Origin of the sequence: Cryobacterium sp. PH31-O1 (assembly GCF_030063455.1) — a bacterium.
GTDB lineage: Bacteria > Actinomycetota > Actinomycetes > Actinomycetales > Microbacteriaceae > Cryobacterium.
Genome location: NZ_JASITB010000003.1, coordinates 1 through 21182, shown reverse-complemented (window position 1 = coordinate 21182; position 21182 = coordinate 1). Strand labels below are relative to the sequence as shown.

Annotated in this window: 20 protein-coding genes and 1 pseudogene; 9 read left to right on the top strand and 12 right to left on the bottom strand. The window is 65.0% G+C overall.

What is annotated here, in order from left to right:
- Positions 1 to 14: 14 nt before the first annotated feature.
- Entirely contained in the window at positions 15 to 884 is an 870-nt protein-coding gene (locus QMK31_RS07350) for a nuclease-related domain-containing protein (RefSeq protein ID WP_283500299.1), read from the top strand.
- Between the two features lie 10 nt (positions 885 to 894).
- Here QMK31_RS07350 and QMK31_RS07345 read toward each other — a convergent pair whose 3' ends face one another.
- Both QMK31_RS07345 and QMK31_RS07340 read right to left on the bottom strand, forming a co-directional pair.
- Complete coding sequence (locus tag QMK31_RS07345) at positions 895 to 1557, bottom strand: DUF7002 family protein (RefSeq protein ID WP_283500298.1); 663 nt, start codon at positions 1555 to 1557, stop codon at positions 895 to 897.
- 42 nt (positions 1558 to 1599) lie between these two features.
- On the bottom strand, positions 1600 to 2088 hold the full coding sequence (locus tag QMK31_RS07340; RefSeq protein WP_283500297.1) for a 2'-5' RNA ligase family protein: 489 nt from the start codon (positions 2086 to 2088) through the stop codon (positions 1600 to 1602).
- Positions 2089 to 2341: 253 nt separating this feature from the next.
- On the opposite strand from QMK31_RS07340, the gene QMK31_RS07335 reads away from it, so the two are divergent.
- Positions 2342 to 4003 (top strand): alkaline phosphatase D family protein, encoded by a 1662-nt coding sequence (locus tag QMK31_RS07335; RefSeq protein WP_283500296.1) that lies wholly within the window; start codon positions 2342 to 2344, stop codon positions 4001 to 4003.
- Between the two features lie 185 nt (positions 4004 to 4188).
- Here the strand turns inward: QMK31_RS07335 and QMK31_RS07330 are convergent, their stop codons facing one another.
- On the bottom strand, positions 4189 to 4842 hold the full coding sequence (locus QMK31_RS07330) for a CG0192-related protein (RefSeq protein ID WP_283500295.1): 654 nt from the start codon (positions 4840 to 4842) through the stop codon (positions 4189 to 4191).
- A 28-nt stretch (positions 4843 to 4870) separates the two neighbouring features.
- The gene (gene tkt / locus QMK31_RS07325; protein WP_283500294.1) at positions 4871 to 6925 is read right to left on the bottom strand and encodes a transketolase; all 2055 of its coding nucleotides are present in this window, start codon (positions 6923 to 6925) and stop codon (positions 4871 to 4873) included.
- A gap of 51 nt (positions 6926 to 6976) precedes the next feature.
- On the opposite strand from tkt, the gene QMK31_RS07320 reads away from it, so the two are divergent.
- The 5 genes from QMK31_RS07320 (at position 6977) to QMK31_RS07300 (ending at position 11978) form a co-directional block, all read left to right on the top strand.
- Complete coding sequence (locus tag QMK31_RS07320; RefSeq protein WP_283500293.1) at positions 6977 to 8137, top strand: ROK family protein; 1161 nt, start codon at positions 6977 to 6979, stop codon at positions 8135 to 8137.
- A 135-nt stretch (positions 8138 to 8272) separates the two neighbouring features.
- On the top strand, positions 8273 to 8752 hold the full coding sequence (locus tag QMK31_RS07315) for a PTS sugar transporter subunit IIA (protein WP_283500292.1): 480 nt from the start codon (positions 8273 to 8275) through the stop codon (positions 8750 to 8752).
- Positions 8749 to 9021 (top strand): PTS sugar transporter subunit IIB, encoded by a 273-nt coding sequence (locus QMK31_RS07310; protein ID WP_283500291.1) that lies wholly within the window; start codon positions 8749 to 8751, stop codon positions 9019 to 9021. Before QMK31_RS07315 ends, QMK31_RS07310 begins: the two co-directional genes overlap by 4 nt.
- Before the next feature lie 48 nt (positions 9022 to 9069).
- Positions 9070 to 10620, top strand: a complete 1551-nt coding sequence (gene ulaA / locus QMK31_RS07305; RefSeq protein ID WP_283500290.1) for a PTS ascorbate transporter subunit IIC — start codon at positions 9070 to 9072, stop codon at positions 10618 to 10620.
- Positions 10621 to 10778: 158 nt separating this feature from the next.
- Positions 10779 to 11978 (top strand): Acg family FMN-binding oxidoreductase, encoded by a 1200-nt coding sequence (locus tag QMK31_RS07300; RefSeq protein ID WP_283500289.1) that lies wholly within the window; start codon positions 10779 to 10781, stop codon positions 11976 to 11978.
- Between the two features lie 36 nt (positions 11979 to 12014).
- Here the strand turns inward: QMK31_RS07300 and QMK31_RS07295 are convergent, their stop codons facing one another.
- From QMK31_RS07295 to ald, 6 genes and pseudogenes are all read right to left on the bottom strand, one after another.
- Entirely contained in the window at positions 12015 to 12992 is a 978-nt protein-coding gene (locus tag QMK31_RS07295) for an NAD(P)H-quinone oxidoreductase (RefSeq protein ID WP_283500288.1), read from the bottom strand.
- 9 nt (positions 12993 to 13001) lie between these two features.
- Entirely contained in the window at positions 13002 to 13484 is a 483-nt protein-coding gene (locus QMK31_RS07290; RefSeq protein ID WP_283500287.1) for a DNA alkylation repair protein, read from the bottom strand.
- Between the two features lie 4 nt (positions 13485 to 13488).
- Positions 13489 to 13992 carry a hypothetical protein gene (locus QMK31_RS07285; RefSeq protein ID WP_283500286.1) on the bottom strand — a complete coding sequence of 168 codons (504 nt, stop codon included), beginning with the start codon at positions 13990 to 13992 and terminating at the stop codon, positions 13489 to 13491.
- Positions 13993 to 14015: 23 nt separating this feature from the next.
- Positions 14016 to 14138: pseudogene (locus QMK31_RS07280) on the bottom strand (lysine transporter LysE); the annotation flags it as partial.
- 63 nt (positions 14139 to 14201) lie between these two features.
- Positions 14202 to 15668 carry a D-serine/D-alanine/glycine transporter gene (gene cycA, locus QMK31_RS07275; RefSeq protein ID WP_283500285.1) on the bottom strand — a complete coding sequence of 489 codons (1467 nt, stop codon included), beginning with the start codon at positions 15666 to 15668 and terminating at the stop codon, positions 14202 to 14204.
- A gap of 140 nt (positions 15669 to 15808) precedes the next feature.
- Positions 15809 to 16945 (bottom strand): alanine dehydrogenase, encoded by a 1137-nt coding sequence (ald, locus tag QMK31_RS07270; RefSeq protein WP_283500284.1) that lies wholly within the window; start codon positions 16943 to 16945, stop codon positions 15809 to 15811.
- A 295-nt stretch (positions 16946 to 17240) separates the two neighbouring features.
- Here ald and QMK31_RS07265 point away from each other — a divergent pair, with 295 nt between their 5' ends.
- The gene (locus QMK31_RS07265) at positions 17241 to 18449 is read left to right on the top strand and encodes a PucR family transcriptional regulator (RefSeq protein WP_283500283.1); all 1209 of its coding nucleotides are present in this window, start codon (positions 17241 to 17243) and stop codon (positions 18447 to 18449) included.
- A 16-nt stretch (positions 18450 to 18465) separates the two neighbouring features.
- Here the strand turns inward: QMK31_RS07265 and alr are convergent, their stop codons facing one another.
- Positions 18466 to 19635, bottom strand: coding sequence for an alanine racemase (gene alr / locus QMK31_RS07260; RefSeq protein ID WP_283500282.1), 1170 nt, complete (start codon positions 19633 to 19635; stop codon positions 18466 to 18468).
- 35 nt (positions 19636 to 19670) lie between these two features.
- Between alr and QMK31_RS07255 the strand changes: the two genes are divergently transcribed.
- Positions 19671 to 20024: a hypothetical protein gene (locus QMK31_RS07255; protein ID WP_283500281.1), complete on the top strand. Its 354-nt coding sequence runs from the start codon at positions 19671 to 19673 to the stop codon at positions 20022 to 20024.
- A gap of 17 nt (positions 20025 to 20041) precedes the next feature.
- Here the strand turns inward: QMK31_RS07255 and QMK31_RS07250 are convergent, their stop codons facing one another.
- Positions 20042 to 20665, bottom strand: coding sequence for a LysE family translocator (locus QMK31_RS07250; RefSeq protein WP_283500280.1), 624 nt, complete (start codon positions 20663 to 20665; stop codon positions 20042 to 20044).
- Between the last annotated feature and the right edge of the window lie 517 nt (positions 20666 to 21182).

Here is a 21182-nt window from a genome sequence, read left to right as displayed (position 1 = left end):
AAGTGAACGTGGCTATGACAATTCTTGGCGCTGGAGTTCCCGCTCGTGACAGCGAACCCGCACGCTCGGTGGCACCGGTCATGCCCATCGCTCCCGGTCGGTTTGCCGGGCAGTCCGTCATCGAGGAACTGCTCCGCCAGCACGGCGATCGGCCGCCGCGCTCCCGGCTCGCCCGCACCCTGGGCGCCTCGCCGCTCGACGCGAACGAGCTGAGCTGGTTGCGCGCCGCGCAGGCCGAGATGATTGTCGGTGACATTCTTGGACGGCTCCCCGAGGGCTACAGCGTTTATCATTCCCTGCCCATTCGCAACACGGCATTCTGGGTCGATCACCTCGTCGTCGGTCCGGGCGGAATTTTCTCGATCAATTCGAAGACGCACTGGGATCGCGACCTGACCGGGTCGCTGCGTTCGATTCCGATCGGCGAACACGCCATGCCGTACCTGCGCGATGCCCGGTTCGAATCAGCCCAGATCACCGCGCTGCTCGCCGCAGCGATGCCGGTGGCCGCCGTCGTTCAGCCCGTGATCGTGCTGGTCAACCCGCACAAGATTCTGCTTGCAGGCAAGCCCAATGCCGTGACGGTCATCGACTCGCCACGTCTGCGCCGGTGGCTCGTTGGGCGCCCGCAGGTGCTCAGCGCCGAGCAGCAGGCCGCGCTCACCGCGCTCGTCGACGACCCGGCGACCTGGCGTGCGACCGGCCAGCCGCTCGCTCCGGCGCACCTGCACGCCCGGTTTTCCGCGCTCGAACAGCAGGTTGCAGCCGCCCGCACCCGGCGCACGACGTTCACCGTTCTCGCCGCCGCTGCGGCCGCGACCGTGCTCGCGCTGGCGGCCTCGCCCCTCATCGTCACCGCTGTCGAGTACCTCGCCGCCCGCTGAACCCGGGGGGTCAGGCGAGGCGTTCGAGAACCGTGCCCTCACGCATCCGCTCGACGCGAACGACGTGGTCGCGCAGGTCACGCACCCCACGGGGGATGGCGAGTTCGGCGATATCCTGCCCCTTGGTCACCGCGTGCGACCGGGTCGGATGCCGGTAGTCCTCGATCGACTCGAAGGTTTCCCGCCCGCGCTCCTCCTTGCTGTGCCGCTGAGCGAAGCCGGAGTTAATGGCGCTCAGCTCGATCTCGTTCTCGTGGGCGGCGACCAGGCTCTTGGTGTTCAGGGTGATCACGGTGTGGGCGTCATCCCGATAGGAGCGGGCGTTTAGCAGGTCGCGCAGCAGCCGCGGCTGCAGGTGAAAAAATACGCGGTCGTTGAGGGCCGCGTACCATTCGGCGAGTGTCATGTCTTCGAGGGCGTCCTCGAGCGAGGGCTCATGAATGGCCTTCTGGTGACGGATGACCGCGGTGCCGTATTCCGCATGCTCCAGCACGCGTGACTCACCGCGCCGTTTACCGAGAATGGCGGCCTGGGGAGCTCCCTGCTTGACGCCCCAGCGGGTCACAAGCGCTGCCGGACTGAGCAGCCCGTGCCGTTCGATGGCGGGCCAGCTGTCGTCGGCGGCGACGTGGTAGAGCTCGGGGTACAGTCGAATCAGATCGCGGGACAACACGTTTCGAGCGTACTCTTCGGCAAAGCACGCCAGAGCCACGCGCTACTCCCCGGTCGAAACCAGCTCGAGCGTCGCGAGCACTGTGCGCCCACTCGTCGAAGCCCGCGGCGCCATATCGACGAGGGCGATCTGGCTGAGGCTGAGTTCGTCGCCCGCGTACACGCGCCCCTGCGACTTCACGGTGACGTGCGCCCGAAAGTTCGGTCCGGTGAAAGCCGAATGGCTGGGCGTGCAGGCGAGTGGCCGCAGCGCCTCGACCAGCAGGTCGTGCAGCCGCGTCAACTCAGCATTGTCGTCGATCAGGGTCACCGGAATGTCGTGATGACGGCCAAATAGTTCGTCGGTACCCGCGACCACAGTCAATGGCAGAAACCCGGCCAGCGCGGCCGCGGTAACGCGCGCGATCTCGGCGGGCGCGGCATCCGTTTCGAAGGGGGCGAGCACGGTGATGTGCAGCGGCCACGCGGCGACGGCGAAACGCGCTCCGGTTTCAAGCGGTGCGAGCGGCAGAACGACTACGAGGCGGGGCATTCGGTGAGTCTAAGCGGAGCCAATGTGGCAGGGCCGGCACGTCTGCGAAAGACGTGAACAAAAATGCGCCGGCTGACGAAATACCGGTTTGGTCGGCCGCTTCTTCGCCGTTACGCACTGCCTCTGCGCCCTCAGTACCCGATCAGAATGAGGCGGGTGCCCGCGACTGCCCGTTGAACGGCAGCGTGTAGATCAGCAGCGAAGACCGGCCCCGGGTGTAGCCACCGCGGAGTTGGAGCGGTAGAAATTACTCATGACGAGTTCTCCCTTAATCCTCGGCCCGATGATGCGGTACGTCGACGACGTTTCGGCGAGCGTCTGGTTCGAGACACGGGATGCCGGCCACGTCACCGTGAATGCCGCTGGTCGCTCGTGGTCAGCGCGCACCTTCGCCGTGCACGGGCACCACTACGCCCTCGTGCACGTGGACGGCTTGCAACCCGATTCGACGCTGCCGTACACGGTGGAGATCGACGGCACCCCGGTGTGGCCCGATACGGAGTCCTCGTTTCCGGCATCCGTCATCGCGACGCTGGGAAGCGAGCATGCGCTTCGGCTGTCGTTTGGTTCCTGCCGCACCAGCGTTCCTCATGACGCCGAGGGTAACCGCACTCACGGCGTTGATGCTCTTCGGGCCTGTGCCTTAAGGCTGGCCTCCCCGGGCAAGGCGGTGCCGCGTCCAGACCTGATCCTCTTTCTCGGCGATCAGGTCTATGCCGACCTGACCACGAAGAAGATGCAGGAGTTCATTCGCGCTCGACGCGACATCAGCGAGCCGCCCGGCAAGGAACTGGCCGACTACGAAGAATACGCCCACCTCTACCGCCTGGCGTGGTCCGACGAAGCGAACCGCTGGCTGCTGTCGACCGTGCCGACCGCCATGATTTTCGATGACCACGACATTCGCGACGACTGGAATACCTCGCTGAGCTGGAAGCAGGAGATGGAGGCGACGACGTGGTGGCCGGGGCGCATCGTGGCGGGGTTCGCCTCGTACTGGGTGTACCAACACCTCGGCAACATGTCACCCGTCGAACGAGCCGACGATGAAATATGGCGTGATATTGCGTCCCACGACAGCGAGTCAGAACTCGATATCAGTGCCACGCTCGACGCCTTTGCCCAGCGGTGTGATCAAGAGCCCACGAGTTACCGGTGGAGTTACTGCCGGGATATCAACGACGTTCGACTGATCGTGATCGACTCCCGCGCAGCCAGGCAGCTGGAGCCCGCTCGGCGCGCACTGCTCGACGACGATGAGACGGCTTGGTTGAACGAGAGGATGCGCGGAGGCTTCCGTCACCTGCTGATCGGTACCTCTCTACCGTTTTTGTTACCTCCCGGGCTCCACCATCTGGAATCGTGGGATGAAGCTGTCTCGGAAGGGGCTTGGGGTAAACCGGCCGCGCGGGTTGGCGAACGACTGCGCCAGCTGGTCGATTTGGAGCATTGGGGTGCCTTCCAGCGCAGTTTCCGCGAGCTGGCACGGATGGCCACGGAAGTGGCCGATGGCCAGCGCGGTCCGGCGCCACAGACGGTCACATTTTTGTCGGGCGACGTGCACTACTCGACCGTCTCGGAGGTCGAGCGCACGTCGGGCAGCCGCATCGTGCAAGCCATCTGCTCGCCGATTCGAAATCCGCTACCCGTTTTTATGCGTTCCTTCTCCGCCGTGCTCGCCTATGGAATAGCCACGCGGTTGACCGCCGTTCTGGCCCGCTCTGCCGGGGTCAAATCGCCGCCGTTTCGATGGGAGGGCATCACCGGCCCGTGGTTTGACAACTGTCTGGCGAGTCTGGAAGACACCCCCGACGGACTGAAAATCTGGTGGGAGAAGGGCGTGATAGCCGACCGCGACCACCAACATCCGCTGGTGGAGAACGTCGCGACCATCACCCTCGGGCCCCGACGTTAGCTCGGCAAGACCTCGACCGCCTTCACCCAAGACGTCGAGCAGAGCGGATGCGGGGGGTGAAGGTGGCCGTCCACGTGCGCGCAGTTATCGCCATTCCACAGCAAATCACCCGGCTCTCGAGGTTCAAGTCGTGCAACACCATGACGATCTACCTGCCGGGCGTCGCCGACAGCTTCTTCCCACGCTTAGTGGGACAACACCCCCACAGCAACGAGAAGGCACGGTTCGTCCTGACCGGCCCAGATGCCCGATAGTGTGGCAACCTGCCCCGCTTGTGCCTCATGAACGGCGTCACTGAGCACTCGCAGAACGGTGACACTGAGAGTGCCCATGGTTGCCACGGTGGTTCGGCCTTCGTTGGCGGTGACAATGGGCGCAGAGACCTCGGGCACGATCAGGCTGGTGGCACCGCTGCCGCGAACGGTAGCCGTCAATGCCAGCGGTGTCAGCGCGTTCGCACCGTACAGAAACTGGTCAGCCTGCTGCCCGCCGGTGAGCGCTGCTGCGGCGACGGTGGCCAGATAGACCGGATCACCGGTGGCATCATAGATCCATCGATTTCCAAGTATGGAGTGCGTCATCGTTCCGATAAGCCACGCTTCGCCGCCGACCAGCGGCGCGCCCCGGTAAGTCAGCGCAATTTGCAGAAGCGGTCCCGCTCCAAAGCGCACCAGATGCGTCTCGACGCCAACGGCATCCGCCGGATCGTCGAAACGAAAGGAAGCAACGAACACGGCCGTTGCCGCACCATCGCCTTGGAACCAGGGTTGGTTCGGCGCCCAGTTCGTGATGATTTCGGATTTCGAGGGCTGCAAAGCTGCGTCATAAATGAGTGCCATGCCTTCGATCGTAGAGGGCCGCGCCTCGCTAGGAGCGGATGCCGCCAGCCAGCGTGCGCCGCGCCGCTGCCACCACGGTCTCCACGGTCACACCGCGCAGCGCCATGATCTCAGGCCCGCTGCCCGATTCGCCAAACTCATCGATGCCGATGACCTCGCCGTGCAGCCCGACAAAACGCCACCAGCCCTCGCTGCGCCCGGCTTCAACGGCCACGCGGGCGTGCAGGTTCGGCGGCAGTACCTCATCGCGGTAGGCAGCGTCAGCGTCGGCAAACCACTCCACGCACGGCATTGACACCACGCGCACGGCCAGGCCGTCAGCGCTGAGCTGTTCGGCCGCCGCGATCGCGACGGACACCTCGCTGCCGGTTGCGATGAGGGCCAGGTCCTGGCCGGTTCCGTTCTGCCAGGCCACATAGCCGCCGGCAGCGACGCCGGCAGCGAGCCCGTCGCGCTCGCCCAGCGCCGGTACGTCCTGGCGCGACAGCACGAGGGCGGCCGGCCCGTCGGGGCGGGCGACGACGCGACGCCAGGCGGCAACGGTTTCGGCGGCATCCGCTGGCCTGATGACGGCCAGGCGCGGCACTGTGCGCAGCGACGCGATCTGCTCAATCGGCTGGTGGGTGGGGCCGTCCTCGCCGACCGCGACGGAATCGTGGGTGAAGACGTAGACGACGGGCAGGCGCATGATGGCGGCCAGCCGCATGGCTGGGCGCAGGTAGTCGCTGAAGACGAGGTAGGTCGAGCCGAACGGGCGCCACGGTCCGGCCAGGGCGATGCCGTTCAGAATGGCGGCCATGGCGTGCTCACGAATGCCGAAATGAATGAAGTCCCCGCCGGGGTTCGTCGCCGAAACAGCCGTGCCAGGCACTGTCACGCTGGTGGAACCGCTGAGGTCGGCGGAGCCTCCCCAGAGAGCCATTGCGGGCGTGAGCGCCTGAATAACGTGTCCGTTCGTTTTGCGGGTTGCCACCAGGGTGCCGGGTGCCGGCAGCTCTACCGCGTCGAGCGCTGCCGAGGCGGCCGCCTGATCCGTGCCAGAGCGAAACGCGAGCCAGGTCGCAGCCTCGTCGGGGTTTTCACCGGCCCACGCGGCAAAATCCGCGCCCCAGTCTGCCTCGAGACCGAGCCCGCGATCCACTGCCCGTAGACAGAAAGCGAGTGTCTCAGGGGAGACGAGTTGCTCGAGAGTGGCCTCAGCATCGAAGCCGAGGGTGCGTTTAACGGCCGCGAGCTCGTCGGCCCCGAATCCACCGGAGTGCGCAGCCGGTTGCCCGCCGAACAGGCCCGAGGGTGCTCCGATGGTGGTAGAGACGGCTATCAGGGTGGGGCGACCGGTGCGGGTGGCGGCGAGGCGCAGCATCCGTTCGATCTCGTCGAGGTCGGTCGGGTCAGCAATTTCAAGCACCCGCCAGCCGTAGGCGCGGTAGCGCGCGCGCACGTCTTCATCGAAGGCATCCGTGGTGCGGCCATCGATGGTCACGCCGTTGTCGTCCCAGATCAGTACCAGGTTGTCGAGGCCTAGCGTTCCGGCGAGGCTCGAGGCTTCCGCGGAGACGCCCTCCTGCAGGCATCCGTCGCCGGCGACCACCCAGAGGGTGTGGTCGAGCAGAGTCGAGCCGGGTGTGAAGGTCGCGGTCTCTTTGCGCGCGGCTATCGCCATTCCCACAGCGGATGCCACACCCTGCCCGAGCGGACCGGTGCTCATTTCGACGCCCACCGTGTGACCATGCTCGGGATGCCCGGGAGTGCGTGAATTGAGCGTGCGACTGGCCGCAAGATCGTCAAGGGTCAGGCCGTAGCCGGTGAGAAACAACTGCACGTAGAGCAGCAAGCTGGCGTGCCCCGCACTGAGCACGAACCGGTCGCGCGCGACCCAGTGCGGGGTGCTCGGGCTGTGACGCAGCACGCGGGAGAACAACACATGGGACAGTGGGGCGAGCGCCATCGCGGTACCGCCATGGCCATGGCCCTTCGACTGCACGACATGGGCGGGGATAGCGATGGCGGCGGCTACTGCCCGGGCTTCGGCGGTACGGTCAGCATCGGCGTCGATGGTGACAGTACGAGGTTTCACAGTCATACTTCACACATTGGTATATTTCTATACTTAAGTCAATCAGAGGAGCTCCGGGTGGCACACGTTATGTCGACCGGGTCGGGCGTCGTGCTCGACCTCATTCGCGCGGGCACCGCAACCACCCGCCCGGCCCTGATCGACGAGCTCGGCTGGTCACGCATCACTCTGGCTCGCCGCCTCGACGAACTGCTCGCGGCCAGCATAATCATCGGCGCCGGCCAGAGCGATTCCCGCGGCGGTCGTCCAGCCGAGAGCTTTGCGATCAACAAGGACGCCGGCCTGCTGCTGAGCGTGGACATCGGCGGCTCGCACACGCGGGTGGCTGTCACCGATCTGGTCTCGACGATCCTCATCGAGGACGAGGCCGATATCGGCCTGTGGGAGGGCCCCGACACCGTGTTCACCTGGGCCAACCAGGTCTTCGACTACCTGCTGCGCCAGCTCGGTAAGACCCGCACTGACGTGCGGGGCATCGGCGTGGGCGTACCAGGCCCGGTGGATGCCGCGACCGGCCGGCTCGCCGCTCCCCAGATCGACGAGCAGTGGAACGACGTGCTGGTGCAGGATTTCTTTCCGGCGCACTACTCGGCCATTTTCGCCGTCGACCGTGACGTGAACATCATGGCGGTCGCGGAATCGCGGCTCGGCTGGCCGGAGCACCGGGACCTCACAGTGCTCAAAGTTGGGCTCGGCATCGGCTGCGCGCTCGTGCTTGACGGCCGGGTCTACCGGGGTGCCCGCGGCGGTGCCGGCGACTTCTCGCACAGCTTTCGCTCCGGCACCGAGCTGTGCAGCTGCGGGCAGCAGGGGTGCCTCGAGGCCGTTGCGAGCGGCTATGCCATTCGCCGCGAGCTCAACGCCCTCGGCTATCGCATACGCACGACCGGCGACATCGTGGCGCTCTCGCGTATGGGCTCACCCGATGCCGTGCGGCTGCTCACAGCGGCCGGCACCGAGATCGGGCACGCCCTCGTCGACGTCGCCGGCCTGCTCAACCCCGCCATGATCGTCATCGGAGGCCAGCTCGCCGAGGCTGGCGACCCCTACCTGTCGTCCCTGCGCGACGCCCTGCTCTCGCGGGTGCGAGCATTCTCGGGCACCGACCTCACCGTTGCGCAGAGCCGTCTCGGCAACAAGGCAGGTGTATTGGGAGCATCACTCATCGCCCAGGACGCTTTGTTCGATGCGGATCGCATCAGCCGCCTCACCCGTTAGGGTCTTTCGTCCCGACTTCGGATCACTTGTAGACAAAAGTTCCGGTTGCGCACTAGGCTCGGTGCACGGCACCAAGCATTTTGGGGCAGACGATGTGGTCTTGCAGTTTGAAGGCCAGAACCAAGGAGTCACGACATGGCGGTCAATCTCGCAGCCGAGCTCGACGAGGCGTCTATTCGCACGCACGCCACCGTGACCGACTGGCAGGCCGCGATTACCCTCGCCGGTGATGCCCTCGTAGCGGGCGGTGTTACCACCGATGAATATACGAACGAGATGATCGCCGCCGTCGAAAAGCTCGGCCCGTATATAGTCATCGCTCCCGGCCTGGCCATCGCGCACTCCCGCCCCTCACCCGCCGTACTTCGCGCCGGACTCAGCTGGGTAAGCCTCGACGAGCCGGTGCGCTTCGGCCACAAGAAAAACGACCCGGTGTCGCTCGTCATCGGGCTGGCCGCCCCCGACCACGAGGGCCACCTCGAGATGATGCAGGCACTCGCAGGGGTGCTGATGAACGCCGAACTGCTTGCCGCGCTTCAGGCGGCCGACTCGCCAGCCCAAGTGCTCGCACTCATGTCCAACCCCGAACTGCTCACTGGAAAGGCACACTCATGAAGATCATCGCGGTCTGCGGAATGGGGATAGGTACATCCGTTCTCCTAAAAATGAACACCGAAAAAGTGCTGCGCACCCTCGGCATCGACGCCGATGTTGAGGCCGCCGACATCGGTGTGGCCCGCGGCATGGCGCGCGACGCCGAGATCGTACTCACGAGCGAAGAGCTCGCCGAAGAAATCGGCGACGTCGACGCCCAGGTCATCGTCATCGACAACTTTTTCGATCTTGAAGAAATCACCGAAAAGCTCACCAGCGCACTCGAATAATCCTGCTTCACTAACCGCATAATTGAGTAAGAGAGGGAGCACCCCGTCATGGAGTGGTTCTTAGTCATTCTGGACTTCATCGGCCAGCAGATCTTGAACGTGCCCGCCTATCTGGTGGGCATCATCACCGCCGTCGGGCTGATCGCCCTGCGCCGCCCGGTCGGTACCATCATTGGCGGCAGCCTCAAGGCTGCCCTCGGCTTCCTCATTCTCGGTGCCGGAGCCGGGGTGGTCGTTGCGTCACTCACGCCGCTCGGCGACCTCATTCTGCAGGTCACCGGCGCGCAGGGTGTGATTCCGACCAACGAGGTCATCACCGCCCTCGCGGCCGAAGAGTTCGGAGCGACAAGCGCCTACGTTCTTGTCGTCGGGTTCATCGTGATGCTGCTTCTCGCGCGGTTCACCCCGCTCAAGTACGTCTTCCTCACCGGTCACCACATGGTTTTCATGGCCATGATGCTCGCTGTTGTGCTGTCGGTCGGTTTCGGCTCTGAGCTCAGCTGGCTCGTCGTCGTCATCGGTGGTGGCCTGCTCGGCGTGATCATGGTGGTCATGCCAGCCTTCGCCCAGCCGTGGACCAAGCGCATCACTGGCGATGACACCATTGCGATCGGCCATTTCGGAACCCTCGGTTACATCGCCGCCGGCGCCGTCGGCCAGGCCGTCGGCAAGAAAAGCAAGAGCACCGAGCACATCAACTTTCCGCAGAACCTGCGCTTCCTGCGCGACTCTATGGTGGCCACCTCCGTCTCGATGGTCGCCATCTACATGGTCTTCGCCATCTGGGGCCTCATCGCCCTCCCCAGAGCGGATGCCCTCGCCCTGTTCGGTTCCGCCGACGCCGGCGCGTTCATCATGGCCGCGTTCGCCCAGGCCCTGCAGTTCGGCGTCGGTGTGGCCATCATTCTCTACGGTGTGCGCACCATCCTCGGCGAGCTCGTTCCCGCCTTCCAGGGCATCGCCGAGAAGGTCGTTCCCGGTGCTCGCCCCGCGCTCGACATCCCGATCGTGTTCCCGTTCGCGGCCAACGCCGTGCTCATCGGCTTTCTGGCGTCATTCGCCGGCGGACTGATCAGCCTCGGCGTGCTGGCTATCTGGCTTGGCCCGGTCTTCGGTCTCGCGCTCATCCTCCCCGGCATGGTGCCCCACTTCTTCACGGGTGGTGGCGCCGGTGTCTACGGCAACGCCACCGGCGGTCGTATCGGCGCCATGGTCGGTGGTTTCGTCAACGGAATCCTCATCACCATCCTGCCGGCCATCCTGCTGCTCGTGCTGGGCGGCCTCGGCTTCGCCAACAGCACCTTCGGTGACGCGGACTTCGGCTGGTTCGGAACGCTCATCGGCGTGAGCCTGCTCGGCGACAACACCGCCGTCGGTGTCATGCTCACCGTTCTCATCGGCGTGGTGCTTGTGGTCGCTGCGATCATCTTCCAGGTCAAGGTCACCAACAAGGGTTGGCTGCCTGGCGCCAAGCACACCGCCTACGTCGATGCAATCGAAGCCGACCTCAAGGTGGCAGCCGCCGCAGCCAAGGCTGAGGCCAAGGCCGCACGCCTGGCCGCAGCCGAGACCGCTGAGACGGCCGACAAACCGGCCTAGTTTCGAGCTGCAATGGGGTCGCACCGTTCGGTGCGGCCCCCTTAGGTGCGTCGTATCGGGACCTTCGGCACTAGAGCCACCCGGCGCGGACCGGTTGACTGGAACTGTTCCTGTTCCACGTCGAAGGCAGCCATGTTCCACATCGTTCAGGCCCGTTCGTGACCGCGCCGCACCGGGCACGCAAAGTCATTCTCATCACTGTCGGTTGCGTCGTGGCCGTCGCCGCGTTCTCCCTCGGCGCAGTGCTCACCGTTGGCGGCATCTTCGTGCCGACCGCGTACCTGCAGCCGTGGGCACAGTCATATGCTGACGGTTTCACCGACGTGCGCATGAAGCTGATCTCCCAGGCGCTGCTGGCGCCGAGCGGACACAACATGCAGCCGTGGACAGTCACGCTCGACCCTGATGACTCCGACGTGCTCTACCTGTATGCCGACCCGACCCGGCTCTCACCCGCCGTCGACCCGCTCGCTCGCCAGGTTATGGTCTCGCAGGGCACGTTTCTCGAGTACCTCAGCGTCTCCGCTGCTGAGCGGGGCTACGCAACCACCTTCGACCTGTTTCCCGACGGCGAGTACGACGAAACCGACCTCGCGGCCTCGATGAGCACCTTGCCGGTGGCGCGCATCACCCTCGCCGCCGACACGGAGGCCACGGCTCCCGACTATGCGTCGCTGTTTCGCTCCGACACGAACCGGGCACCCTATACCGACGCGGCCCTCACGGCTGAACAGACTGCTGGGCTCTCTGCGCTCACGGAGACCGGTGCCGCGCTGCAGCTGTTCACCGACGCCGCAGACCAGACCGATTTGGCGGCCTACGGCGTCGAGGGCACCCTCATCGAAACCGAATTTGCCGCAGCCACGGCCGAGAGCGCAGCCGTCTTCCACTCCACGGAGGGCGCCAAGAACAACGCCCGCTCCGGGTTCGCCGTCGAGGGCCAGGGCACGAGCGGGTTCATGAAGTACCTGCTGCAGGGTCTCATCACCCTCGTTCCCTCGCTCAATGGTGACGCTGCGAGTGCCAAGAACGCTATCGCCATGACCGCGGCCGCTGTCGAACACACCGCCGCCTACGGCCTCATCAGTACCGCCGGCAACACCCGCACCGAGCAGGTGCAGGCAGGAATGCTCTACGCCCAGTTCTCGCTGAAGGCCCGCACCCTCGGGCTCGTCATGCAGCCGCTCAGCCAGGTGCTGCAGGAATACCCCACCATGGCGGTGCCCTACGCGGCAGTGCACGCGCAGTACGCGCCAGAAGGCCAGACCATCCAGATGCTCGTACGCGTCGGAACGCCCACGGTCGAATACCCCACCTCCATGCGGCGTGCCGCGACCACCCTCGTGCACACCCCCTAAAACGGATGCCTGCCGCGCAGGGTGGCGTGGACCAGGTCAGGGCACCAGCAAAATCTTGCCGACGTGAGCGGATGATTCCAGCCGGCTATGCGCATCCGCCGCGTTTTCGAAAGAAAAACGGCCGTCGATCACCGGTCGAAACTCGCCCGAGGCGATCCAGGGCCACACCGCAGCTTCCAGCGATCGCACGATTGCGATCCTTTCGTCCAGCGAGCGTGCTCGCAGCGTGGTGGCCCAGTAGCGGGCACGCTTGTGCATGAGGCGCATTGGCTCGAACGTGGCCGGTTCATTGCTCTGGTTGGCGATCACCATGATGGTGCCATTCACCGCAATCGCCTCGATGTTGCGCGCCGCGTAGCCGCCGCCCATGATGTCGAGGATCACATCAGCGCCGTGAACGTCGGTGGCGGCCTTGATCTCTGCGACGAAATCCTGCTCGCGATAGTTGATCAGAGTTTCGGCCCCGAGACTCTCACACACGGCGAGCTTCTCGGGGGAACCGGCCGTCACGGCCACGCGGGCGTCCATGAGGCGGGCCAGCTGAATGGCCGTGGTGCCGATTCCGCTGCTGCCACCGTGCACGAGCAGGGTCTGGCCTGGGGCGAGTTCGGCGCTCATGAACACGTTCGACCACACCGTGGCCAGCGCTTCGGGCAGGGCGGCGGCGTCGATGAGGTCCATCGAGAGTGGCACCAGCAGCGCCAGGCCTTCGTTGACCACGACCTCGGTGGCATAACCGCCGCCGGGCAGAAGCGCGCAGACCCGGTCGCCGACTCCGAACCTGGTGACATCATCGCCGACCTCGGTGACCAGACCCGACACCTCGAGCCCTGGCCATTCCGGTGCGCCAGGAGGCGAGGGGTAGTTGCCCCCACGTTGCATGATGTCGGCGCGGTTCACACCCGCCGCGGCCACCTTGATGCGAATGTCGTTGGGCCCCGCCTCGCGGTTGGGCACGGTTTGCAGGGTCAGGGCTTCTGGGCCGCCGGGGGAGTTCACGATGATTGCGCGCATGCCCGCAGCCTACGCGTGGGGCATGACATTGGCTGCACGGAGCAGCGAGGGATCGCCGTCCTGCGCCCAGCGGGCTACCGCTGCATCCGCTCTGGCGCGATTCGCGCCGGTTAGCCGCTGCACCAACGGTACGACCACGTCGAAGATGAGCGGGTCGGCGAGCTCGGGCACTGTTGCACCCCGCAGAAACCCCTCGATGCGGGTGAGATCGGTGTTGTCGAGCCGCGCCACGTTCGCCTGCAGCAGCACGATCGCGGCGAGGCGTCGCTCGAACACCGGCACTCGCCACAGCTCGGAACTGAGCGCGGTCACCTCGTCGTGGGTCATGTTCTTGTGCCGGCGGGCGAGGTCGCGAATAGTTCCGCGCACGGCGCCCACCGAGGCGCCGTAGACCTCGAACACGCCGCCCAGACGGGCCTGCCACTCGGCTGCCCGTTCCCAGGTGGCTTCGTACTGCAGCGCGCGGTCTACGAAGTCGCCGGCGTCAGTCATCCGTCTATTCTGCGACGACCGAGGCAGCGTGAGCGGCACGGATGATGACCACGATCAAGCCGGCCAACGCGGCCGCGCTCACGCCGTAGAGCACAAGGCCCCACGGCGCATGATCCGCGCCCGAAATCATGAATGTGTCGGCCAGCGACATGCCCGGACCGAATCCCACGAACAAATGCCCGGGAGCCGCAAAGACCAGCAACACGAGGTAGGCCGCGATCACCGGCCCGACCCTGCTCGTCTTTCGCAGCGCAGCCACCAGAAGAACCACAGCCGCCAGAGCAATCCCGATTCCCGCCCAGATGACCACTCCGGTTCCGGTGAGGTGCTCATTGGCCCGTGCCATATCCGCACGAATCTGCCCGAGCGTGGCACCCGGCACCGCCGCGAGGGGGTTCCACACCAGAATCTGCAGCACCCCGACGATCGCGTATGCCGCTACGAGTACGAAGCCCACGATCCCCGCTCGTACGGTCGGGCGGTGTTGTGCGGTTGCGGTGGTACTCATCAGGCCAGCGTACCGAGCATCCGTCAGTGCACCAGTGCCAGCAGCAGTGCGACGGCCACGAAGAGCACGCCGAACCTGCGGTTGAGAATCAACTGCCCACGGGCCGTGTTTGTGAAGCGTTGAAATGACCGCGCTGCCACCGCGAAGAGTTCCGGTTCCGACACCCCGAAGGGTCCCGGGTCGTGGGGCAGCTTTCGGCCGCGCGTCGCTCAGCGCCGGAAGGCGAGAGCCGACGCCTTGTCGGCCCGCACATTCGCCCGGTACAGCTCCTTATGAGCGACCAGTTCGGGGCGTCGGCGGATGATCAGCCAGACGATGCCCAGCCCGATAAACCACACCGGTGTTATGAGCAGGGCCTGCAGCGTGTCCGCCTTTTGAGTGAGCGCCCAGATCAGGAAGACGAAGAACGCGAGCAGGATATAGCACATATACACGCCGCCGGGCATTTTGAACTTTGAGGCTGTGTGCAGCCCAGGGCGGCGCCTGCGGTACACAATGTAGCTCACCACGATGATGGCCCACACAAAGATGAACAGTACTGATGCCATAGTCGTCACCACGGTGAACACGGCGATGATTGACGAGCTCGCATACAGCAGAACAGCGGATACGAGCAGAAACATGCACGAGAACAGCAGCGCGTTGGCCGGCACTCGGTGGCGGCTCAGGCGTTGAAAACGCCCAGGTGCCGTACCCTCGATCGATAACCCGAAGAGCATTCTCGATGTGGAATACAGTCCGGAATTCGCCGACGATGTCGCACTCGTGAGCACGACGAAGTTGATAACGGCCGCGGCCGCGCCGAGCCCCGCTAGGGCGAACATCGCCACGAAAGGGCTCACATCGGCGGTGACCTCGCGCCACGGCGTAACCGCCATGATCACGATCAGGGCCAGAACATAAAACAACATGATGCGAATGGGGATCGAGTTAATGGCCTTGGGAAGGTTCTTCTCCGGGTGCTGCGCTTCGGCAGCCGTCGTGCCAACGAGCTCGACTCCGAGAAACGCAAACACGGAGAGCTGGAAGCCGGCGATGAACCCCATCGGGCCGGTCGGAAACATTCCACCGTCGTTCCACAGGTTGCTGAGACTCGCTGGCGTGCCGCCGGGCGACTGGAACTTCGTGAACACCATAACGAGACCCACGATGATGAGCGTGACGATCGCGACGATCTTGATCAGTGCGAACCAGAATTCGGTCTCGCCGAACGCCTTGACACTCGTGAGGTTGAAGCCAAGCAGAATCAACACGGCACCGAAGGCCGGAATCCACAGCGGCAGATCGGGCCACCAGAAGCTCGTATACAACGCGATAGCGATTAGCTCGGCGATGGCGGTCACGATCCAGCAGAGCCAGTATGTCCAGCTCGTGAAAAAGCCGGCCCACGGCCCGAGCAGGTCACCAGCGAAGTCGCTGAATGACTTGTAGTCGAGGTTGGAGAGCAACAACTCGCCCATGGCCCGCATGACAAAGAACAGCATGAACCCGATGATCATATAGACGAAGATCACGGACGGCCCCGCGAGGGAGATGGTCTTCCCTGAGCCCATGAACAGGCCCGTTCCGATCGCGCCGCCGATGGCGATCAGCTGGATATGACGGTTCGACAGCGATCGGGCCAGGTGTGGCTGTGCATTCGGGGCGGGTCGAGTGTTGGTTTTCCATTGCGTCATCGGAGATACTTCCTTGTAGTCCAGGCGATTGACAGAGCGTCGGGTTCTCCGAACTCTGAGAAAAAAGCGGATAGCGGATGCCGGGGCTGGCCGATACGCCCGCCCAGCATCCGCTACCCAGCGCGGCTCGAAAAGCGCTGTCAGGCCAGCGCGGGCTCGATCTGCCTGACGAGGTCACTCCAGTGCGTGAGCGGCAGGTCGAGGGCGACGCTGACCGAGCGGTTAGCGACCTTTCCGGCGGCGATGTTCAGGCCACCGGCGAGGGCGGCGTCGCGCTCGAACGCTGCACGCACGCCACGGTCGGCAATCGACAGGGCGTGGGCCAGGGTCACATTGGTCAGCGCGAGGGTCGAGGTCTGAGGCACGGCGCCGGGCATGTTGGCGACGCAGTAGAAGATCGAGCCGTGCACGGGGAAGGTGGGGTCCTCGTGGGTGGTGGCGTGGGTGCCTTCGAAACAGCCGCCCTGATCGACCGCTATGTCCACGAGTACAGAGCCCTGCTTCATCCGCGACACGAGCTCGTTGGTGACGAGCTTGGGGGCCTTCGCCCCGGGGATCAGCACGGAGCCGATCACGAGGTCAGCCTCGGTCACCGACCGGTCGATCTCGTAGGCGTTCGAGGCGATGGTCTTCAAACGTCCGGCGTACTGGGCGTCGAGCTCGCGCAGGCGGTCGATGTTGATGTCCAGGATGGTAACGTCCGCGCCCATGCCGAGCGCCATGGCGGCGGCGTTGGAGCCGGCGACGCCGGCACCGATCACGGTCACCTTGGCGGCGCGCACCCCTGGTACGCCGCCCATCAAGATGCCGGGGCCGCCACAGGGCCGGGTCATCGACGCGGCGCCGACCTGAACGGCGAGGCGTCCGGCGACCTCGCTCATCGGGGCGAGCAGCGGCAACGAACGGTCGGCCTTCTGCACGGTCTCGTAGGCGATTGCGGTCACGCCGGACTCGAGCAGGGCTTTCGCGAGCTCGGGTTCGGCAGCGAGGTGCAGGTAGGTGAAGAGGATCAGTCCTTCACGGAAGTAGGAGTACTCGGCGGCGATTGGCTCCTTCACCTTGAGGATCAGGTCGGCGCTTGCCCACACCGAGGTGGCGGTGTCGACGATCTCGGCACCGGCAGCGGCGTAGGCGGCGTCGGCGAAGCCGGAGGCGATCCCGGCGCCGGACTGTACCAGCACGGTATGGCCGTGCAGTTTGGCTTCGTGCACTCCGGCGGCGGTTATGGCCACCCGGAACTCGTTGTTCTTAATTTCGGTCGGAACACCAATGATCATGGAAAACTCCTGCTTCTGCTTGACGCGTGCTGATCGACTTTGGTCAGCGTGAAAACGATAAGCCTGGGTTTTTGAGGTCGCCCTGGCTCTGCCCGTGCGACAACGTGTGCTGTGGGCTGGCTCGCCACACGCCTCACGCACCCGAAATTGCCACTTTGCAGGGGTTTTTCAACGTGAAGATCCGTGGTCAGGCACGTTTCACTTGGTAGCCGCCCCGCATTCGGCTCGACATTTGTAGCGCCAAGGCGCGTCGATTGTCGCCTGACGTTCACACCTCTTGCGTAGGATTGAAGCTATGAAAGCGGCCGATATCGACCAGGCGGTGGTCGTCATCGCTGCGCATCTCGGCCGCGCTCTCTCCCTCGAAGATCTCGACGGCTTGTTGCTCGCGTATAGCGCACATCAGTCCACGGCCGACCGAGTGCGCACGAACTTTCTGCTGAGCAAGCTGGTTCCGCCCGATGTCAGTGCCTGGCAGCTCAGTCACGGTATCGCGACGGCCGTGAAACCGGTTCCGGTTCCGGCCAACGCCGATCTCGGAATGTTGGGTCGCGTGTGCGTGCCGTTGCTGGCCCGTGGCTTCCGGGTGGGCTATCTGTGGGTCCTCCAGCTCGACGACGAGCAGACGCCGGAGACGATTATGGGTGAGCTGCACATCATCCGCCCGGAATTGGACGCCCTCGCGGAGATGCTTCTGAACCGCTCGAGCGCGGATTCCGATGTGCGTCGCACCGGCGAGGCACAATTTCTCGCCGCCTGCCTGGGGGAGCGTGATGCCGTCGTGGTGGTGGACGGCTGGCCCGGTGTCCACGGGCGCGGTCCGTGGCGGCTTGCCACGCTGCTCGAGCGCGGTGCCAATGCCCAGCGCGATCCCGCCGAAAGCGGCCTGCTGTACCGGCTCTCCGCACTTCATGCCACGCTCGGCATCAACACCGTGCTGTTCTCGGCCGGCACCGAGACGCATGCCGTACTGCTGCTCAACGACGAGGTTGACGGCTTCGACCTCAGCGAGGTTCGACGACGCTTCGAACTCGAGGTCTCCCGTCGCGGCGGGCAGGCGGCGGCGCCTGCCCTGCTCGGGCTGAGCGAGCCCTTCTCCGACCTGCGGTGGCTGCCCGATGCCTACGCCGAGGCGCGGAGTGCCGTGCAGTCGGCCAGGGTGGATGCCCAGCTGGGCACGCTCGTATCGTTTCGCGCCATCGGGGTCTACCAATTCCTGGCCGTCACGGGTCGGGACGTCTCGTCGTCCGAGTCAGCGCTTTTCACCGAGTTGCGGGAACTCGACCGAAATCGGGAACTACTGCCCGTGCTCGAGCTGCTCTACGACAAGGACGGGTCCGTGGCGGAGGTCGCCGAACACCTGCACTTACACCGAACCAGTATTTACAACCGGCTGGGACGCATCCGTTCCCTGCTGGGTGTTGATCCGCTCGGCGGGTACGCACGCCTCGAGCTGCACCTGGCTCTCAAAGCCGACCGCTGGGCCGGCCGCCCCCGCCTGTAACAGGCGCGCCCCAGTCTCAGACGTTGCGGTACACGCGGGGAACGCGGGGGCTGATGCGGGTAACCACCTCGTAGTTGATGGTTCCGGCCGCAGCCGCCCACTCGTCAACGGATGCTTCGCCGTCGTCGCCGGGGCCGAACAATACTGCTTCGGTACCGATCACCGACGCGCCCGAGGCCACGAGGGCGGCCACGCCGAGATCGATCACCATCTGGTCCATGGCGATGTGCCCGACCACGCGGTAGGTCACGCCGCCGATGCGTACCGGCCCTCCCGTGGCGACGCGCGGAATACCGTCGGCGTAGCCCAGCGGAATCAGGGCGAGCGTCGTCGGGGCCGTCGTGCGGTAGTTCAGCCCATAGGAGACGCCCTGTTCGGCTGGCACGTCCTTGCACACCGATACCAGCGTGCGCAGGGTCATGGCCGGGCGCAATCCGAGGTCGGTCGAGGTTCGGTCACCGAACGGTGACAGGCCGTAAATTGCCAGACCCGCACGCACCAGATCGAAGTGCGTATCCGCACGGGTCAGCACTCCGGCACTGTTGGCGAGGTGCCGCAGCATCGGGTGGAGTCCCGCTTCCCGCGCCTGCGCAACGGCTGTCGTGAAAGCCGCTATCTGTTCGTCGGTCTCGACGCGGGAGGGCTCGTCGGCCACCGCGAGGTGCGAGAAAACACCCACGACGGTCACTGATCCGGCCAGTTCGGCCTGCCGGGCGCGCGCCACGAAACCGGCCCACTCCGCGGGGGTGCTGCCATTGCGTCCCAGACCGGAGTCAAACTTCAGATGGATGCGTGCGGTTTTTCGCTGCTGCTGCGCGGCCGCGACGATGAACGGCAATTCCCACCCCGAGCATCCGAGATCAATATCTGCGGCGATTGCGGCGCGAAAGTGGCTGTCGGTGGTGTGCAACCACGCCAGCATTGGCACGTCGATGGCCCCAGCACGCAGGGCGAGGGCCTCCGAAATATGCGCCACGCCGAGCCAGTCCGCTCCGGCCTCGAGCGCCGCGCGGGCGACGGGCAGAACCCCGTGGCCGTAGGCATCCGCTTTGACGACCGCCATCAGCTGGGCCGGAGCGGCCAGATTTGCGAGGTGGCGAACGTTGTGCCTGATCGCCTCAAGGTCGATTACGGCCGCGCGCTCCGGCAGTCGTTCGGTAGCAAAGGGAAAGGCTGCAGATTTCACACGTTGCAGCTTAGCCTCCGGTCGCCTGCCCCCGAATGCAGACAAACGCCGAGGTTGCCGCGCTCGTCTCGTTCCCGCTGAGCGACGCCGCGTCCTGCGCTACGGGCAGCTATCTGTCAACATATGCTGACGACATGGTTGGAACACTGACAGGCCATCCGCATGACCCGATCGGCCATCTCGTAGCACTTCGCGATGTCACCCAGGCCCGGCGCGACCTCGACGACCGGGAGTACTTTCATGTGTTGCAAGCCCGCGCCATCGGCGTGAGCTGGGAGGGCATCGCGTCGGCCCTCGGAGTCACTCGGCAGGCCGCCCATCGCCGGTTCCGCGGGCGGGCCGCCGGGGACGCCATCATGAACATGACTCGCGCCGATGAACGTGATTGAGCCCCGAGGCTTGTCACTCAGTGCACCAACGCCAGCAAGACGGCGACGGCCACGTACAGCAGGCCGAACGTGCGGTTCAGGATGAGCTGCCCGCGCGCGGTGTTGGTGAAACGCTGGAACGACTTGGCCGCCACCGCGAAGAAGAACCACATCACCAGGACGTCGATCAGCACCACGGTGACGGTCAACACCAGATACTGGGGGAGCAGCGGCTGCTGGGGACGAATGAACTGAGGCATGAACGCGAGAAAGAAGACGAGCGCCTTGGGGTTGAGCAGGTTTACCCACAGGCCGCGGCGAAACATCGACCAAGCCGGCTCCCTGGCGCGCGGCGCAGCCAGATCCCGCGTCGGGTCGGGCTTGTGCAGAATTAGACGGATGCCCAGAAACACCAGATAGGCCGCCCCGGCAAACCGAATGATGTTGAACACCACGGGTGATCCCGCAACCAAAACCCCGACACCGAGCGCCACCACGGCAATGTGCACGATGAGGGCCGCCTGCTGCCCCAGGATTCCCCAGATCGAGCGGCGAAACCCGCTGTTCAGCGAGTTGTTCATGGTGTTGATCGCGCCCGCGCCGGGGGTGAAGCTGATCAGCACGCCCGCGCCCGCGAGCGCCAGCCAGAGGGAAGGTTGCATACGCCAGCGTAGCGTGGGTGCTGGCCAGCCCTCGAGAGGCGAATTCCTCTACCGCGTCACAAAGACGGGCCGGCACGCCTTCGCGTTCCGGAACAGCTTCGCGGGCTTGCCTGGCTCTGTTCGTCGGGAATCCTAAATTGTTTTTCGAGGACTGCTACCTCGTGACGTCGGCAGACATGACGTCGAATCGCACGTTGTACACCTTCGATCGCAAACGGGCCAGCCAAACGGATGCTCGCCTACTGGCGACCGGCTAGCACCGCACTACCGAAAGGTCATCAAACACGGGGGCGCAACACTCGCCGGCCCCGAAAACTCAACTGGCAGTGCGAATTCAGCTTCGTATGGAAATCCAAAAGTATATGAGATTCCCTCGATTTGAGGGGTTGAGTTTGGTACACTTGTTCTATGAGCCAGAGCGGCGACACCCCCCAGCAGTCGGGCAGTGTCGATCCGTTCTTCGCCGCACACGGTACTTGGCCGGTTTCGCCCGAGGAGCGCGCTGAGTTTGATGCGT